General features: G+C 47.1%; 11 protein-coding genes and 3 tRNA genes. 12 read left to right on the top strand and 2 right to left on the bottom strand.

Features of this window, described 5'->3' with window-relative positions; translation table 11 throughout:
• Nucleotides 1-157: 157 nt before the first annotated feature.
• Nucleotides 158-233: transfer RNA gene (locus tag PSI17_RS10175), tRNA-Gly, on the top strand.
• 57 nt (nucleotides 234-290) lie between these two features.
• Nucleotides 291-366: transfer RNA gene (locus tag PSI17_RS10170), tRNA-Gly, on the top strand.
• A 98-nt stretch (nucleotides 367-464) separates the two neighbouring features.
• Here PSI17_RS10170 and PSI17_RS10165 read toward each other — a convergent pair.
• Entirely contained in the window at nucleotides 465-3,833 is a 3,369-nt protein-coding gene (locus PSI17_RS10165) for an indolepyruvate ferredoxin oxidoreductase family protein (protein ID WP_273551886.1), read from the bottom strand.
• Between the two features lie 385 nt (nucleotides 3,834-4,218).
• Here PSI17_RS10165 and PSI17_RS10160 point away from each other — a divergent pair.
• A tRNA-Gly gene (locus tag PSI17_RS10160) sits at nucleotides 4,219-4,294 on the top strand.
• Between the two features lie 753 nt (nucleotides 4,295-5,047).
• Here the strand turns inward: PSI17_RS10160 and queG are convergent.
• A complete protein-coding gene (gene queG / locus PSI17_RS10155; protein WP_273551885.1) occupies nucleotides 5,048-6,205 on the bottom strand; it encodes a tRNA epoxyqueuosine(34) reductase QueG in 1,158 nt (385 codons plus the stop codon).
• A gap of 166 nt (nucleotides 6,206-6,371) precedes the next feature.
• Here queG and tsaE point away from each other — a divergent pair, with 166 nt between their 5' ends.
• From tsaE to PSI17_RS10110, 9 genes are all read left to right on the top strand, one after another.
• Complete coding sequence (gene tsaE, locus PSI17_RS10150) at nucleotides 6,372-6,836, top strand: tRNA (adenosine(37)-N6)-threonylcarbamoyltransferase complex ATPase subunit type 1 TsaE (protein ID WP_273551884.1); 465 nt, start codon at nucleotides 6,372-6,374, stop codon at nucleotides 6,834-6,836.
• Complete coding sequence (gene amiB / locus PSI17_RS10145; RefSeq protein WP_273551883.1) at nucleotides 6,833-8,212, top strand: N-acetylmuramoyl-L-alanine amidase AmiB; 1,380 nt, start codon at nucleotides 6,833-6,835, stop codon at nucleotides 8,210-8,212. The genes tsaE and amiB overlap by 4 nt, the downstream gene beginning before the upstream one ends.
• Nucleotides 8,213-8,306: 94 nt before the next feature.
• A complete protein-coding gene (gene mutL / locus PSI17_RS10140; protein ID WP_273551882.1) occupies nucleotides 8,307-10,238 on the top strand; it encodes a DNA mismatch repair endonuclease MutL in 1,932 nt (643 codons plus the stop codon).
• Complete coding sequence (gene miaA, locus PSI17_RS10135; RefSeq protein WP_273551881.1) at nucleotides 10,231-11,172, top strand: tRNA (adenosine(37)-N6)-dimethylallyltransferase MiaA; 942 nt, start codon at nucleotides 10,231-10,233, stop codon at nucleotides 11,170-11,172. Before mutL ends, miaA begins: the two co-directional genes overlap by 8 nt.
• 123 nt (nucleotides 11,173-11,295) lie before the next feature.
• A complete protein-coding gene (gene hfq / locus PSI17_RS10130; protein WP_273551880.1) occupies nucleotides 11,296-11,598 on the top strand; it encodes an RNA chaperone Hfq in 303 nt (100 codons plus the stop codon).
• Between the two features lie 95 nt (nucleotides 11,599-11,693).
• The gene (gene hflX / locus PSI17_RS10125) at nucleotides 11,694-12,974 is read left to right on the top strand and encodes a ribosome rescue GTPase HflX (RefSeq protein WP_273551879.1); all 1,281 of its coding nucleotides are present in this window, start codon (nucleotides 11,694-11,696) and stop codon (nucleotides 12,972-12,974) included.
• A 344-nt stretch (nucleotides 12,975-13,318) separates the two neighbouring features.
• Entirely contained in the window at nucleotides 13,319-14,536 is a 1,218-nt protein-coding gene (gene hflK / locus PSI17_RS10120) for an FtsH protease activity modulator HflK (protein WP_273551878.1), read from the top strand.
• A 2-nt stretch (nucleotides 14,537-14,538) separates the two neighbouring features.
• Nucleotides 14,539-15,546, top strand: a complete 1,008-nt coding sequence (gene hflC, locus PSI17_RS10115) for a protease modulator HflC (protein ID WP_273551877.1) — start codon at nucleotides 14,539-14,541, stop codon at nucleotides 15,544-15,546.
• Between the two features lie 262 nt (nucleotides 15,547-15,808).
• Entirely contained in the window at nucleotides 15,809-17,107 is a 1,299-nt protein-coding gene (locus PSI17_RS10110; RefSeq protein ID WP_273551876.1) for an adenylosuccinate synthase, read from the top strand.
• Nucleotides 17,108-17,154: the final 47 nt, after the last annotated feature.

The following is a 17,154-nucleotide window of genomic DNA, read 5'->3' as shown; positions in this document are numbered from 1 at the left end:
AGTTGATGGTTAAGCAGATAATTTGTCGATTTAATCATCAGTCAGAGAGAAAATGCAATTTTTTGCTTTTGGGGGACTTGCCAGAGGAAGAATTTCTCGTATAATGCGCTCCCCGTACCGACGAAGAATTTCAAAAGTACATCACGCCAAAATATACGCGGGAATAGCTCAGTTGGTAGAGCACAACCTTGCCAAGGTTGGGGTCGCGAGTTCGAGTCTCGTTTCCCGCTCCAAATTAAAGATTATATTGGTGTGAAGGGTTAGCCTGACAGCAGGCAGCCGTAATAAATGCGGGAATAGCTCAGTTGGTAGAGCACAACCTTGCCAAGGTTGGGGTCGCGAGTTCGAGTCTCGTTTCCCGCTCCAAATTCAGGACGGTAGATTTTTATAACAGTCTGCAAGTCATAGAAAAAGCACCGGAAGGTGCTTTTTTCGTTTTCAATCAATAGATTATCAGTCTGTTTTTATAACGCTTTCAGTAACTCTTCTTTACTGACCAACATGCGTTGTATCGCTTTTTGCTTCACATGACCAAAACCTCGCACCTGATTGGGGAGTTCCGCGAGTTGCTGACAGGTTGCCAAATTATTGCGATCCATTTTTTCGATCAAAAAATCAATTAACCGTTCATATTCAAGCAGCAAATTTCTTTCCTGCTTACGCTCTGCCTGATAACCAAAAATATCGAAAGCAGTACCACGTAGTGGCTTACATGCAGCAAGGCAGTGTAATACAGGAATGATCCACGAACCGTATTCCTTTTTTCCTCGCTGGCCGGTGCGGGGATCTTTGCGATTGAAGAGGGGAAGGCTGAGGTGAAAGTGAATGGTATCGGTATTATCAAATTGCGAGCGGAGCTTATCGAAAAAATCGGTTTTGACGTAGAGTCGGGCAACTTCGTATTCATCTTTATACGCCATCAATTTGAATAAATTTTCAGCAATGGATTGGGTGATTTCTTCTGCATCGATCTGTTGAGCGACCATTTGAACTTGGGCAATGCGGCTGAGATAACGCATCGCATACCTTTCATTTTGATAATCAACCAGAAATTGATAACGATGCATAATGAGATCGTCCAGACTTTTTATCTTTTCTGGCGGAGTCATATTGAGGTGTTTTTGCAGAATATCGGGTTGTATCGCCGCAATGCGGCCTATCCAGAAAGCCCACCGCGCATTATCTGCTGACGCGCCCAGTTCTTGAATGGCATTATGGATGGAAGATAATGTGATGGGGAGTTTGCCGAGTTGCCAAGCGTAACCGATTAATATGATATTTGTTTGGTTTCTGTCACCGACGAGATGCGCGGCCATCATTTCTGCATCAATGGAAAGTAATGTCTGCGTGTGTTGATTTAGGGTATCTAACATTTTGGGGTGATCTAAATCCAGCATAGGGGAGCGAAGCATCGTGCCGATTTGTGTTTCGTGGGTATTCAGTAGGCATTTTGTTGATCCCCTCGACATCACTTCCAGTGAGTTTTGCCCTGTTGCCGCTACTAAATCTGCGGCAATAACCAGATTGGCGCGTCCACGATCAATCCTGACTTGATGCAGTTTATCCTTGTTATGGCATAACCGAATATGGGTTATTGCTTCTCCGCCTTTTTGGGCAAAGCCGGTAAAATTGAGCAGATTGACGAAGCAATTATCTAATTGCGCGGCATTTGAGAGTAAATGCCCGGCGGTGACGATACCTGTTCCGCCGATACCGACTAACAGGATTTCATAAGGTGTTTCGGCCGAAGCCAGCGTTGGTTGCGGCAATTGGCGGATAATTTTATCCAGCTCATCATGTGGGATGAGTCTGCTGAGATCTGCGCGCGGGTTGGCATTTTCGACAGTGATAAAGCTGGGGCAAAATCCTTTCAGGCAGGACAGATCAGAGTTGCAAACGTGTTGGTCTATCTTGCGCTTGGTGCCTAAAGGCGTTTTGTCCGGAATGACGGCAAGGCAATTTGATTGTATTTGACAGTCACCACATCCCTCACAAACCCATTCATTGATCACTGCGCGGCGCGTTACTTTTGGCACTAAGCCACGCTTTCTTTTACGGCGTAACTCTGTGGCACAGGTTTGATCGTAGATAAGCACCGTGACACCAACGATATCTCGGAAGTGTTTCTGGACATCTTCCAGATAATCCCGCTCATAGCGTTTCACATGGGCAGGAAGGCTGTTTTTATCTTTGTACTTACCAAGGTCATCCGTCACGACAACCACTTCTTTCACCCCTTCTGCAAGCATCAAAGAAGCTATTTGCGATAGGGTGACATTGCCATCCAGAGGCTGCCCGCCCGTCATCGCCACGGCATCATTGAACAGCAATTTGTAAGTAATATTGCTCCCTGCGGCGACTGATTGACGAATGGCTAAGTGGCCAGAATGAAAATAGGTGCCATCTCCCAGATTTTGAAAGACATGGGAACGGTTCACAAACGGGGAATGCCCGATCCAATCGGTACCTTCTCCCCCCATGGGTAAAATGCCACCCCCGGTATGGCGATCCATCCACGAGGCCATGACATGACATCCAATACCCGGCTGGGCTTGGCTGCCGTCGGGTAAGCGTGTTGATGTGCTGTGAGGGCAGCCTGCGCAGAAATAAGGGGTGCGTTTAGGCAAAGTGGCATCGTATTGACGGGCTTCGGTTGACCATTCTGGTGGCACGGAGAGAAAGACATTGAATTGCTGTAACCATCCCGAAAGCGGGGGGGCAACCCGCGAAGGGCGTAGTTCAATGTCAGTGGGTAATAATTTCTGCCCAAGGGGGTTATGTTTACCTATCAGGTTGATATTTTTTTGTAATTGAACTAATCGGTGCGCCAGCAGCATTTCAACGATAGCGGCTTTTTCTTCAATGACAAAAATATGACTGACTTGGGTTGCGAGTTCACTGAGAAGTGGCGATAAAGGATAAACCAAACGGACATGGAGCAAGGCGATCCCTTGCTGGGCCAGTTCAGAAGGCGTTAAACCCCCGACACGCAGGGCTTCCATCACATCCTTATGGGCTTTGCCAACCGTGACCAATAAAGCGTGTGGATGTTCACAAGGGGCGAGCAGGTAATCAATGGGATTCAGTTTGGCGAAATCTTCGACGGCTTTCAGTTTATAGGCCAGACGCTTTTCAATTTGTGGGCCGGGGAGATCAGGCCAGCGCCAGTGCAGCCCGTCGGGGCCAGGATCAACGTGTGGAATTTGATAATCAGGGAGAGACTGGTTGTCCCTGACAGCACCGCTTTCCACCACTTCGCTGATTGCCTTGAAGCCAAACCATGCACCACTCACGCGGGATGCCGCCCAACCCCATAAACCGACACTCATATAATCGGCAACCGATGCCGGATGCAAGATGGGCATACTCCAAGCCATCATGCTGAGATCCGATTGATGGGACATGGAAGAAGAGACACAGCCATGATCGTCTCCGGCGATAACCAGCACTCCACCGTGCGGGGAAGAACCGTAGGCATTGCCGTGTTTGAGCGCATCACCGGAACGATCAACGCCCGGCCCTTTGCCGTACCACATACCAAAAACGCCGCGAACCTGTCTGTCCGGATCTGTTTCGACTTGTTGCGTTCCTATCAACACATCGGCGGCGAGATCTTCATTGATGGCAGGCTGAAAGCGGATATTGGCTTGGATAAGTTGTTTGCTGTGTTGCCATAATGTTTGATCCAGACGGGCTAAAGGAGAACCACGGTAACCTGAAACGAATCCCGCTGTGTTGAGATTATGGATTTTATCCAACTCAGCTTGGGCGAGTAGAAGATCAACCAGTGCCTCAGTGCCCGTGACAAATTTAGATTGATAGTATCGAGCCATATTTTTGACCCTCTCTCAGGAGAATAATCATCTAATTAACGACGAAAATTGCTGTTAATCTATTGCTGTAAACGCCTTACGGCAAGCATAAATATTATTATATGTTAGCTAATTGTTTATTTTATGTTAGCTCTATGGTGTTTGGTATTCTAGTCATAATTATCGCAGTGATGGTATAGATTTTTTGTGTCAAATTTTGGTGAATAGATTTTAAGCGTTTAGTGTCGGAGGGGAAGTAAAGGGCTTGCCATCTTATCTGAAGACGTTCATAATAGCGCCCATTCCTGATATGCAGGTTCCAAAAATCACCCAGTAACTCATGGGGTTAACAGGTTTCAAAATCAGATTCAGGGTTCTCAGGCTAATGATATTAGCTGTCAGCGACGCGGGAATAGCTCAGTTGGTAGAGCACAACCTTGCCAAGGTTGGGGTCGCGAGTTCGAGTCTCGTTTCCCGCTCCAATTTTTTCTCTCTTATTTCTCTTTATTTCATAAAAAATTTTTTAATTCCAAAAATAACTTATTTTTTATATTTGCTTTTTTATGTTTTCTTTATCTCTTATAAAAAGAACTCTTTATTAAATTAGCCTTAATACATTATTTCCCGCTTAAAATTAAAGAAGACATTTTGGCGTATTTCCCTAATTTTGTCCGTTTTGTTCGTATGTTTGTCTTAATCAACATTTTCTGAAACATAAGAAATAATTAAATTGCCCTGTTTGCCAGCGCTGGTGCGATAACGAAAGTGATTAGCGCCTGCTAATATAAATTGTCGATAAAGCGCTTGCTATCCTGCCTCAACAGGCCCATAATGCCGCCTCATTTTTGAAGAGGCAGAGGAAAATTTCTCCACTAGCGTCTAGAATGGATGAGTGGATTTTTTATTTCGCTGCTGATTTCTGGTGTTGTCCACGAGAATTCAATTCTTGTTTTTATCCACAGTATTTAACATTATCACCCTTGAGTCACCTGATGACGCTCTATTTATTACACAGAGTTATCCACAGGAGGCTTCTTTGTATTTGGTTTTTCGGGCTTATCATTCACGACAATAGTCCAAACTTAACTTATTGATTAGTTAAAGTAATTAACCTAATTTAAAAATAACATGATCACTATCTATTCTCAGTTTGTTAGTTGATCAGCAAAGTATTTTCATTTTTATTCACAAGAAAACGAACGGGTTTTTTTATAAGAAATCCGGCTGGTTGATTATTAAGCATCCCGAGGCAAGCCTTTCGTTATTGCTCTTATCAGTCGCTTTTGTTGTGAGGTCTGCACCTCAATGGCATTCGCATTCCGGCGAACCATTTGTTGAGCTATCGCCCAGTGAATATGTTCATCCAACACGTCACCCAGACCGATCCTTTTTTCCAGTGCTAATACGATGTCATCTTGATACGGGGCATTGCCCAAGGCGACGGAAATGTTGCGTAACCAGCGCAAATAGCCAATACGGCGAATTGCCGAACCTTCCGTGATACGCAGAAACTTTTCTTCACTCCAGTTGAATAGCGCCAGCAGGTCAGGCGTATGCAGCGCAGCACGAGGGCTAAAGTCAGTTTCATCTGTTAATTGAGAAAAACGGTTCCAGGGGCAGATAAGCTGGCAATCATCGCAGCCATAAATCCGGTTGCCCATCAGCGGGCGAAATTCTTCCGGAATGGCACCTTCCAATTCGATGGTCAGATAAGAGATGCAGCGTCGGGCATCAATGGTGTAAGGCTCAACAATGGCACCCGTCGGGCACGTTGTCATGCAGGCCACGCAGCGTCCGCATTGATCCTCTTGTGGCGCATCAATGGGTAGGGGAAGGTTAATCAGCAATTCACCCAGAAAAAACCAAGAGCCTGATTCACGGTTCAATATAAGTGAGTGTTTACCAACCCATCCAAGCCCCGCTTTTTCGGCGAGTGGGCGTTCCATAATCGGGGCAGAATCGACAAAAGGGCGAAAATTCAGCGTTCCCTGATATTCATGGGTGCTGCAATATTCTTGGATCTTATCCGCCAGTTTTTTGAGACGCTGGCGCAGCAGCTTATGATAATCCCTGCCCAACGAATAGCGGCTAATATAACCCATTTGCGGATTGTTGAGCGTACTGGCAAATGCGGCCTTAGCAGGCAGATAATTCATGCGTACACTGATCACCCGCAAAGTCCCCGGCAGAAGCTCATGGGGACGGGCGCGCATCATGCCGTGACGAGCCATCCAGTCCATTTCGCCATGATATTGCTTATCAAGCCACGCCTGTAGTTTCGGTTCTTCTGCCGATAAATCGGTGTCACAGATGCCGACTTGCTGGAAGCCAAGGGAAAGCCCCCATTGCTTGATGTTGGTTGCCAGAAGATTCAGGTCGAGGAGGGTTGTCATGAAATATCAAATTACGGCTGAAAGAGGGTATTTAGCTTAACACATGGCGCTGCAGAAGATACTCAATGATAATGTCTAAATTATGTTATGGTTATTGGTTAGCTATTTAACTGATATGTCTACCTGATTCGTTTCTAATTCAATAAATCAAAATAGATATTTTTCAATGAAAGAACTCGTTTTATCACTTCCAAATGAAGATGCCACCGTTGCATTGGGTAACGCAGTGGCGGCCGTTGGTGATCGCGGCTATGTTATTTATTTATATGGCGATCTTGGTGCGGGGAAAACCACATTTAGTCGTGGTTTCCTGCAAGCCCTCGGCCATCAGGGGCATGTGAAAAGTCCGACTTATACGTTAGTCGAGCCTTATGCCTTACAACCCCGGCCTGTTTATCATTTTGATCTTTATCGTCTGGCTGATCCTGAAGAGCTGGAATTTATGGGGATCCGTGATTATTTCCATCAGGACGCCATTTGCTTGGTGGAGTGGCCTCAGCAGGGGGCCGGCGTTTTGCCGGATGCCGATATTGAGCTGCACTTGAGCTACGACAGTGAAGGGCGACAGGCACGTTTTGTTGCGTTATCTCAATATGGTGAAAGTCTGTTGGATAATTTGAAGTCCTTATGAAGGAATACCCGACCATGATGAATGCCTTTTTCGTGAATGCCCTTTTTATGAATATAAGCAAAAAATGGCGTGCCCATTGGGGGATGGCCTGTGTTTTGTTTTTCATGTTGAGCCAGTTGGTCATGACGACAGCTTCGGCGGCTACGTTGTCGAATATCCATGTGAATAATGGCCCCTCTGAGGCCGTCGTGACGTTGGAATTCACTGGCGGGTATCCTGATTATCGCGTCTTTCCTTTGCATTCTCCTGAACGATTGGTGGTGGATATTCGCCAATCCAGTAAAGTTATTGGGTTGCCAATGCGTTTATCCGGCCAGAATCTGGTCAAACTTGTGCGTTCCAGTCAGTCACCTGATGCACATCATCAGCGGATGGTGTTGGAGTTAACACATAAGGCCACGACCACGTCTGTGGTGAAAACGTCTGCGGTAAAGGCGTCCTCAGTGAAAAATCCCGGGCATCAATCGCAAGTGGTGCTGACACTGAAAACCCAAGGAGTTACAGGCAACGCATCGGTATCCAGCCATCATGCCCCACAAAATGATGGTAAGCATTTACTCACAAATAATGCTGCACTGACGGGAAAAGACACGAAGCCAGTCGCGAATCACCGTGAACAAGGGGTGAAAAAACAGGCTGGCCAATCTGCGCAAGGAAAAATCACTCGCTCGATTGTTGTTGCTATTGATGCGGGACATGGCGGGCAAGATCCTGGTGCGATTGGGCAACGGGGATTGAAAGAAAAAAACGTCACGATTAGCGTTGCGCGTAAATTGGAGGCCCTTTTGCGCAATGATCCCATGTTCAAGCCGGTATTGACGCGAAATGGCGATTATTTTATCTCTGTGGCAGGACGTTCTGAAGTTGCCCGTCAACATAAAGCCAATATGTTAGTCTCGATCCATGCTGATGCCGCTCCTAATCGCAGCGCCAAAGGCGCTTCGGTCTGGGTGCTCTCCAACCGTCGTGCAAACAGTGAAATGGGGAATTGGCTGGAGCAGCATGAGAAACAATCGGAATTACTGGGCGGTGCGGGAGATGCGCTTGCCAATGGGACAGATCCTTATCTGAGTCAGGCGGTGCTGGATTTGCAATTTGGGCATTCACAACGCGTTGGCTATGACGTTGCTGTGCAAGTGTTGAATCAACTCGCTAAAATTGGCTCTCTGCATAAGCGCACACCAGAACATGCAAGCCTTGGTGTTTTGCGCTCGCCGGATATCCCGTCTATTTTAGTCGAAACAGGTTTTATCAGTCACGTGTCTGAAGAAGAGTTGTTAGGCTCCAATCAGTATCAGGAAAAACTGGCACAAGCCATTCATTTGGGATTACGTCACTATTTTCAGGCTAACCCATTGCAGTCTGCACCAAAGTAAATAATCTGTGTCAGAGTAATCCATATGCGCTGGTCAGAATAGGCTTGATAGGCGCTGAGTTGTCAATAAGGTCAAATTGTCAGTAAGGTCGAATATGGCTATCAAGATATTACCCCCACAATTAGCAAACCAGATTGCTGCCGGTGAAGTGGTTGAGCGCCCTGCCTCTGTGGTCAAGGAATTGGTGGAAAATAGCCTTGATGCCGGTGCCACCCGTATTGATATTGACATTGAACGGGGGGGCGCAAAATTAATGCGGCTCCGTGATAATGGTTGCGGAATCAGTCAAGAAGATCTGACTCTGGCACTGGCGCGCCATGCAACCAGTAAAATTGCTTCATTGGATGATTTGGAAGCGATTGTCAGTATGGGGTTTCGTGGGGAAGCTCTGGCAAGTATCAGCTCTGTGTCAAGGCTGACATTGACGTCCCGTCCTGCAAGCCAGACAGAAGCATGGCAATCTTATGCGGAAGGCCGTGATATGGAAGTGACGGTGAAACCTGCTGCTCATCCGGTGGGAACCACCGTTGAAGTGTTGGATCTGTTTTATAACACGCCGGCTCGCCGAAAATTCCTGAGAACGGAGAAAACGGAATTTGGCCACATTGATGAAGTGGTACGCCGGATAGCGCTGGCGCGGTTGGATGTCGCCATCAATCTGAATCACAATGGAAAATTGGTGCGCCAGTATCGCCCGGCCAAAGATGAATCTCAGTATGAACGCCGCTTGGCCGCGATTTGTGGGGCCGCGTTTGTGCAACAGGCGCTGGCGCTGTCATGGCAGCATGATGCCTTGTCCATTAAGGGCTGGGTTGTTGATCCAGTAAATACGGCAGTCAGCGATATCCAATATTGTTATGTCAATGGACGAATGATGCGGGATCGCCTGATTAATCATGCGATTCGCCAAGCGTATCAGGATTTGATTCAGGGTGAACAGCAGCCCGCTTATGTTTTGTATCTCGAAATTGATCCGCGCCAAGTGGATGTCAATGTGCATCCGGCCAAACATGAAGTCCGTTTCCATCAGGCTCGCTTAGTCCATGATTTTATTTACCAAGGTGTGGCGGCGGTCCTGAAACAACGCAGTCAGGGCGATGAGTTGGCACTGGGTTGCCAAGAAAGCGCTGCTAGCTGGGTGCCGGAGAATCGTCCTTCTGCGGGAGAAAATCATTTTCTCGGCAAGCATAATGAGCGGACAGATGAGCCATCTTCAGGACGTCATGAGCATCATGATCGTGGCACACCGCAAACACATCATAAGGAAAGCTACCAGAAAAAGCAGGGTGAGCTGTATCAAAATATGATGCAACCTTCACCGGAAGAAAAACGGACGTTATTTCCAGAAAGGGGCGAGCCGACCTCTCATCCAACTTCTTTTCCTGCCATACCCGTACCATCAGGGCCGGAAAAATCGAATCTTGGCAAATCCGCTCTTGGCAAATCTGCCCTTGGAAAATCCGCCCTTGGAAAATATAGCTTTGGCAAAGTATTGTGCATTTATGCCGCAAGCTACGCCTTGATCGAATCCCCCTCGGGGATCGGGCTGCTTTCCCTGCCAGTGGCTGAACGCTGGCTAAAACAGGCGCAACTGACCCCGGGGGAACAGGGGCTGAAATCCCAGCCACTATTAATCCCGCTGAAACTGGCGCTCAATCCATCAGAAACGAAGGTCTTAAAGCAGTATGGTGACTTATTAAAGACTTTTGGTATTGAATCGACAGCCGCGCATGGAAAAGTGACCATTCATGCGGTATCGTTGCCCCTGCGCCAACAGAACCTGCCTAAACTCTTGCCGGAACTGTTGGGCTATCTTGGGGAACAGCCAACGGCTTCGGCTGAACAGGTTGCCATTTGGCTTTCCCGTCATGTGGGTAGCGAGCATGAAACGTGGAACATCGCGCAAGCCGTCCAGCTCTTGGCTGAGGTCGAGCGCCTTTGCCCTCAACTGGTGGGATCGCCGCCGGATGGGTTATTACAATTAATTGATTTACAAGCAGTGGTGGCACTTCTTAATCATGAGTGATTTAAAAACTCAACATCTGCCGACAGCCATTTTTATCATGGGGCCGACGGCCTCAGGGAAAACGGCGTTATCGATCGCCTTACGTCAGCATCTTCCGGTTGAATTAATCAGCGTCGATTCTGCGTTAATTTATCGCGGAATGGATATTGGGACAGCAAAACCTTCCGCAGAAGAGCAGGCACTGGCACCGCATCGTTTGATCGATATTCTTGACCCCACGGCAGTTTATTCTGCTGCTGATTTTCGCCGTGATGCCTTGAAAGAAATGGCAGAGATCACAGCGGCCGGGAGAATTCCACTCCTGGTTGGTGGAACCATGCTATATTTCAAAGCATTGTTGGAAGGATTATCGCCTTTGCCTTCAGCGAACCCTGAGATTAGGGCGCAAATTGAACAACAGGCAGCGGAGCTGGGATGGGACGTTTTACATCGACAATTACAGGAAATTGATCCCGTTTCTGCGGCAAGGATTCATCCGAATGATCCACAACGTCTTACTCGTGCACTGGAAGTTTTTCGGATTTCGGGTAAGACTTTAACTGAATTGACTGAAACGTCTGGAGAAATATTGCCTTATCAGGTTCATCAGTTTGCGATCGCGCCGGCAAGCCGTGAAACTTTGCATCAACGTATCGCCACCCGTTTTGAACAAATGATCAAATCAGGGTTTGAAGATGAAGTGAAAGCGCTTTATGCTCGTAGGGATTTGCATACAGATTTACCCTCCATTCGTTGTGTTGGTTATCGTCAGATGTGGTCTTACCTCGCGGGCGAAATATCTCATGATGAGATGGTTTATCGCGGTATCTGTGCGACACGCCAATTGGCAAAGCGTCAGATCACGTGGCTCAGGAGTTGGGACAATATGACTTGGTTGGATAGCGATCAACCTAAACAAAATCTAAACACAGTCATGCAGGTTATTAGTACATAAATTCATTGATTGTGTACAATTGTTCAGTACAAATGATCAGTACGAAAGTGTCATTTTTGAGTAGTTACTTCTTTTCGAACCAATAGGTTCTTAGTTAAAAACAACAAATAAGGAAAATATAGAATGGCTAAGGGGCAATCTCTGCAAGATCCATTCCTGAACGCTTTACGACGTGAAAGGGTCCCGGTTTCTATCTATTTGGTCAACGGCATCAAATTACAGGGTCAGATTGAATCTTTTGACCAATTTGTCATTTTACTGAAAAACACGGTTAGCCAGATGGTTTATAAACATGCCATCTCTACTGTTGTGCCTTCCCGACCGGTGTCTCATCATAGTAATAACCAGAGTGTGCCGACTGGCGTGGGAAATTATCAGGCTGGCACTAACCCGGCTGTACAACAGGAAAGCGATGGCGCTGAATAAATCAGTTGTCGTGCCTGAAAATAAAAACATAGGTAGGGAGACTTTACCTATGTTTTTTCATATTGGATTTTTACTCAGCCTGAGGGGTTGCACCGTTGTTTGATCGTTATGAAGGCGGAGAATTGGCCGTTCTGGTGCATGTTTTCTTCTCACAGGAAAAAGATACGGAAAATCTCAGTGAATTCGAGTCATTGGTGACTTCCGCAGGTGTCTCTCCTGTGCAGATTGTAACGGGAAGCCGGAAGGCACCTCATCCGAAATATTTTGTCGGAGAGGGCAAGGCAGAGGAAATTGCTGACGCTGTTAAAAACAGTGGTGCAGACGTGGTGTTGTTTAACCATACCCTCAGTCCTGCGCAGGAACGTAATCTTGAACGCTTGTGCCAATGCCGTGTGGTTGATCGCACGGGCGTGATCCTGGATATTTTTGCCCAGCGGGCAAGGACGCACGAAGGCAAGTTACAAGTCGAATTGGCACAATTGCGTCATTTGTCCACCCGTCTGGTACGGGGCTGGACTCACCTTGAACGCCAAAAAGGGGGGATCGGGCTGCGTGGGCCGGGAGAAACCCAGTTGGAAAGTGACCGCCGTATGTTGCGTGACAAAATCAAACAGATTTTGGGGCGCCTTGGCAAAGTTGAAAAACAGCGTGAACAGGGGCGTCAGGCACGCAATAAAGCCGATATCCCAACCGTCTCTCTTGTCGGTTACACCAATGCGGGGAAATCCAGTCTATTCAATACAATAACTTCATCCGAAGTTTATGCGGCTGACCAGCTTTTTGCCACCCTGGACCCGACATTGCGCCGAATTGAGGTGGATGACGTCGGCACGGTTGTTTTGGCTGACACAGTAGGTTTTATCCGCCATTTGCCCCATGATTTGGTGGCAGCGTTCAAGGCGACTTTGCAGGAAACTCGGCAGGCGAGATTATTGCTGCATGTTGTTGATGCGGCTGATACTCGTGTCGATGAAAATATTATCGCTGTTGACAGTGTGCTTGAAGAGATTGAATCCCATGAGATCCCTTCGCTGATGGTGATGAATAAAATCGATATGCTGGAAGATTTTATTCCCCGTATTGATCGTGATGAAGAAAATCGGCCGGTCAGAGTTTGGCTGTCAGCGCAAACTGGCGAAGGTATCCCTCTGTTATTGCAAGCATTAACTGAGCGCCTCTCAGGTGAAATCGCGCACTATCAATTGCATCTTCCACCCGAAGCGGGGCGTCTGCGCAGCCGTTTTTATCAGCTTCAGGCCATTGAACGTGAATGGATGGAAGAAAATGGTCAGGTTGGTGTTGAGGTCAGGATGCCCATCGTTGATTGGCGTCGTCTGTGTAAACAAGAACCCAATTTGCCAGACTATGTTATCTGAATGTTGTCTGATTGATTGGCGCAAGACAACAAACAAGGTATCATTTTATCTGCCATTTCAAGGTGCTTATAGTCATGGAATAGTCATGGAGTAGCAGAGATGAAATGGCGGTGATGAAATGACTGTGCCAGAATTGCAGTGACAGGATTAGCACTGTCAGAAGTATCACCCAATAAATATTGGTTGCTTACAAAAACGATGAAGTTCGTCGTTTCTGCCCATGGAGGCCGTTGCTAGACCTGTCAGGGACAGGCAACGGTCTGTGAAGTGGGAAGCCTCACCCATCTGGGTGGAGAGCAGTCACCTCTGAAAAACCAGTAAAAACTAGAAAGTGGAGCTAAAACATGGCGTGGAATCAGCCCGGTAATAACGGACAAGACCGCGACCCGTGGGGAAGCAGCAATAATAATGGCGGCAACTCCGGCGGCAACAAGAAAGGTGGTCGTAACCGTGGGGCAACTGATCTCGACGATCTGTTCCGTAAGCTGAGTGAAAAACTCGGTGGTCTCGGTGGAAACAAAGGTGGAAGTGGGTCTGGGCAGAACTCTAAATTTGGCGGGCGCCTTATTGGCCTTGCCGTTGCTGCTGCAGTTGTTGTTTGGGTTGTCAGTGGTTTCTATACGATTAAAGAAGCAGAACGTGGCGTATTGACCCGATTTGGTAAGTTTAGTCATGTTGTACAGCCCGGTTTGAACTGGAAAATGACCTTTATCGATCAGGTCAGGGCTGTTAACGTTGAAACTGTTCGCGATTTGGCAACAACGGGTGCCATGCTGACTTCGGATGAAAACGTTGTCTTGGCTGAAATGAACGTTCAATACCGTGTGACTGACCCGGCAGCTTACCTCTTCAGTGTGACCAATCCTGATGATAGTTTGCGTCAAGCTACTGACAGTGCTGTGCGTGGTGTTGTTGGCAAATATTCAATGGAAACCAACCTGACGGAAGGGCGTACGATTGTCCGTAACGATACCCAGAAGGTACTGGAAGAGACGATCCGTCCATACCATATGGGTATTACCGTGGTCGATGTCAACTTCCAGACTGCCCGTCCGCCGGAAGAAGTTAAGGCCGCATTCGATGATGTCATCGCAGCGCGTGAACAGAAGCAGCAAACCATGCGTGAAGCTAAGGCTTATGAAAACGAAGTATTACCTAAAGCAAAAGGTGAAGCGCAGCGTATTATTGAAGATGCCAGAGCTTATAAAGTTAGTACGGTATTGAATGCTAAGGGTGAAGTGGCGAGTTTTGCCAAAATTTTGCCTGAATATAAAGCAGCACCAGAAATTACTCGCGAACGTTTGTATATCGAAACGATGGAGCGTGTGTTGAGCAATACACGTAAAATCATTGCAACCGAAAAGAGTAACAACATGCTGTTATTACCACTGGATCAAATTGTGAATGATCAGGCGAAAGTTCAGCAAAATGTATCCAATGACACAGCGATACAGAAGATGATTCGTCAGAATCAATCTCAATCGACGCCACGACGGGAATCCGGCACGTATAACGGTAGCGATAACCCGCGCGGTGATGCGGTCAGAGTAGGGAGACCATAATCATGCGTAATTCATTCATTGTTGCGATTATCGCGGTATTGGTTGTTCTCTATTCATCAATCTTTACTGTGAAAGAAGGCGAACGTGGCATTGTGCTGCGTTTTAGTAAGGTTGTGCGTGATGCAGAAAATAAACCTGCCATTTATGCGCCTGGCCTGCATTTCAAAATTCCGTTTATGGAAACAGTCAAAATCCTTGATGCCCGTATTCAAACTATGGATATCACGGCTGACCGTTTCTTGACACGTGAAAATAAAGACCTGATCGTTGATTCTTACTTGAAATGGCGCATTAACGATTTCAGTCGTTACTATCTGGCAACGAACGGTGATATTAACCGAGCTGAAATTATGCTGAGACGTAAATTCAGTGACCGTTTGCGTTCTGAAATTGGTCGTCTTAATGTCCGTGACATTGTGACTGACTCCCGTGGCCGTTTAACGACCGATGTGCGTGATGCCCTGAATCAGGGAACCCACGAAGAAGGTGGGGTAACGGATGTTGATAGTGCGATTGCATCGGCTGCGGCCTTGGTAGAAAAAGAGACGAAAGGTAAGCAATCCGTCATTAACCCAAGCAGCATGGCTGCATTAGGTATTGAAGTTGTTGATGTGCGTATTAAACAGATCAACTTGCCACAGGAAATTTCAGAAGCTATCTACCAGCGTATGCGTGCTGACCGTGAGGCAGAGGCTCGTCTCCTGCGTTCAGAAGGTTTGGAAGAAGCAGAGAAGATCCGGGCTGCGGCTGATAAAACAGCGACTGAAATCAGGGCAGAAGCACAGGGTCAGGCATTGGCTTTACATGGTGAAGGTGATGCGGAAGCGACCAAACTATTTGCTGATGCGTTCAATCAAGATCCTGAATTCTATGCGTTTATCCGTAGCTTGCGGGCTTACGAAAAGAGCTTCAAGAATAAGGGCAATGATGTAATGGTGCTCAGCCCGGATACCGACTTCTTCCGTTATATGAAAGCACCTGTGAAGTTACGTCCTCATACTGCGGATTAAGTGATTGCGTCAGGCAAATGACCCAGAGTTTAGAGTCATTAAGCTGGCGGAATGCGGTGAATATACTTAGCCGCATTCTAGCTCCCAATAAGCCACTGTAAAAAAAATGACAGTGGCTTATTTTTATACATTTATCATTACCAATGTATACTTAGCAGCCCATTTATATGACGAAACGAAATAACAGAAGTAACAAAAAATACTGAAAGGTGCTAAATGAGATGGTAGAATCCATTTTTAAGCAACCGAGTGAACTTTTGAAATGGGTAAGAACGTTGTCGTATTGGGCACCCAATGGGGTGACGAGGGCAAGGGTAAAATCGTCGACTTGCTGACTGAACGAGCTAAGTACGTAGTTCGTTATCAGGGGGGCCACAACGCGGGCCATACACTAGTCATCAACGGTGAAAAAACCGTTCTCCACTTAATCCCATCCGGGATCTTACGTGAAAATGTCATTAGCATTATCGCAAATGGGGTCGTTTTAGCACCAGATGCTTTGATGAAAGAGATGAAAGAGCTTGAATCACGTGGGATTCCTGTACGTGAGCGCCTGCTTATTTCTGAAGCCTGTCCGCTGATCCTGCCTTACCATGTTGCATTGGATAATGCCCGTGAAAAAGCGCGTGGTGCCAAAGCGATTGGTACAACTGGCCGTGGCATCGGTCCTGCATACGAAGACAAAGTTGCACGTCGTGGTCTGCGTGTGGGTGATCTGTTTGATAAAGAAACGTTTGCCGCCAAACTGAAAGAGATCATTGAATACCACAATTTCCAGTTGGTTAACTACTACAACGAACCTGCTGTTGATTACCAGAAAACACTGGATGATATATTGGCGGTTGCCGATATCCTGACTGGCATGGTAGTTGACATTTCTGACTTGCTTTATAAAGCAACTCAGAAAGGTGAATTGGTGATGTTTGAAGGCGCACAGGGTACTTTGCTGGATATCGACCACGGTACCTATCCTTATGTCACTTCTTCCAACACCACTGCGGGTGGCGTTGCGACGGGTTCCGGTCTGGGGCCACGTTATGTTGACTATGTACTGGGTATTATCAAGGCTTACTCTACCCGTGTCGGGGCGGGCCCATTCCCCACTGAGCTGTTTGATGAAACAGGTGAATACCTGCGTCAGAAAGGTCAGGAATTTGGTGCGACGACAGGTCGTAGCCGTCGTACTGGCTGGTTGGATATCGTCGCTATTCGTCGTGCGATCCAAATCAACTCTCTGTCTGGCTTCTGCATGACTAAACTGGACGTGCTGGATGGCCTGAAAGAAGTGAAAATCTGTGTGGGTTATCGTCAAGCTGATGGCACTGTCATTGACACGACGCCACTGGCAGCAGAGAACTGGGAAGGTCTTGAAGCCGTCTATGAAACCCTGCCTGGCTGGGATGAAAGCACTTTTGGCGTGAAAGATCACAGCCAATTGCCACAAGCCGCATTGAATTACATCAAACGTGTAGAAGAGCTGACAGGCGTGCCTGTTGATATTATTTCTACAGGCCCAGATCGTGCAGAAACGATGATCCTGCGTGATCCCTTTGATGCTTAATCGATAGCTTCATCTTTTAGGCGTACATAACCGGGCTTATTGCCCGG

The sequence above is a fragment of the Xenorhabdus sp. IM139775 genome (assembly GCF_028598745.1).
Lineage (GTDB): Bacteria > Pseudomonadota > Gammaproteobacteria > Enterobacterales > Enterobacteriaceae > Xenorhabdus.
This window is presented reverse-complemented; position numbering and strand designations above follow the sequence as displayed.

Bases quoted from the DNA above. Each gene is read 5' to 3' on its own strand.
- PSI17_RS10165 (WP_273551886.1), bottom strand. From the start codon at position 3,833: ATGGCTCGATACTATCAATCTAAATTTGTCACGGGCACTGAGGCACTG.
- queG (WP_273551885.1), bottom strand. From the start codon at position 6,205: ATGACAACCCTCCTCGACCTGAATCTTCTGGCAACCAACATCAAGCAA.
- tsaE (WP_273551884.1), top strand. From the start codon at position 6,372: ATGAAAGAACTCGTTTTATCACTTCCAAATGAAGATGCCACCGTTGCA.
- amiB (WP_273551883.1), top strand. From the start codon at position 6,833: ATGAAGGAATACCCGACCATGATGAATGCCTTTTTCGTGAATGCCCTT.
- mutL (WP_273551882.1), top strand. From the start codon at position 8,307: ATGGCTATCAAGATATTACCCCCACAATTAGCAAACCAGATTGCTGCC.
- miaA (WP_273551881.1), top strand. From the start codon at position 10,231: ATGAGTGATTTAAAAACTCAACATCTGCCGACAGCCATTTTTATCATG.
- hfq (WP_273551880.1), top strand. From the start codon at position 11,296: ATGGCTAAGGGGCAATCTCTGCAAGATCCATTCCTGAACGCTTTACGA.
- hflK (WP_273551878.1), top strand. From the start codon at position 13,319: ATGGCGTGGAATCAGCCCGGTAATAACGGACAAGACCGCGACCCGTGG.
- hflC (WP_273551877.1), top strand. From the start codon at position 14,539: ATGCGTAATTCATTCATTGTTGCGATTATCGCGGTATTGGTTGTTCTC.
- PSI17_RS10110 (WP_273551876.1), top strand. From the start codon at position 15,809: ATGGGTAAGAACGTTGTCGTATTGGGCACCCAATGGGGTGACGAGGGC.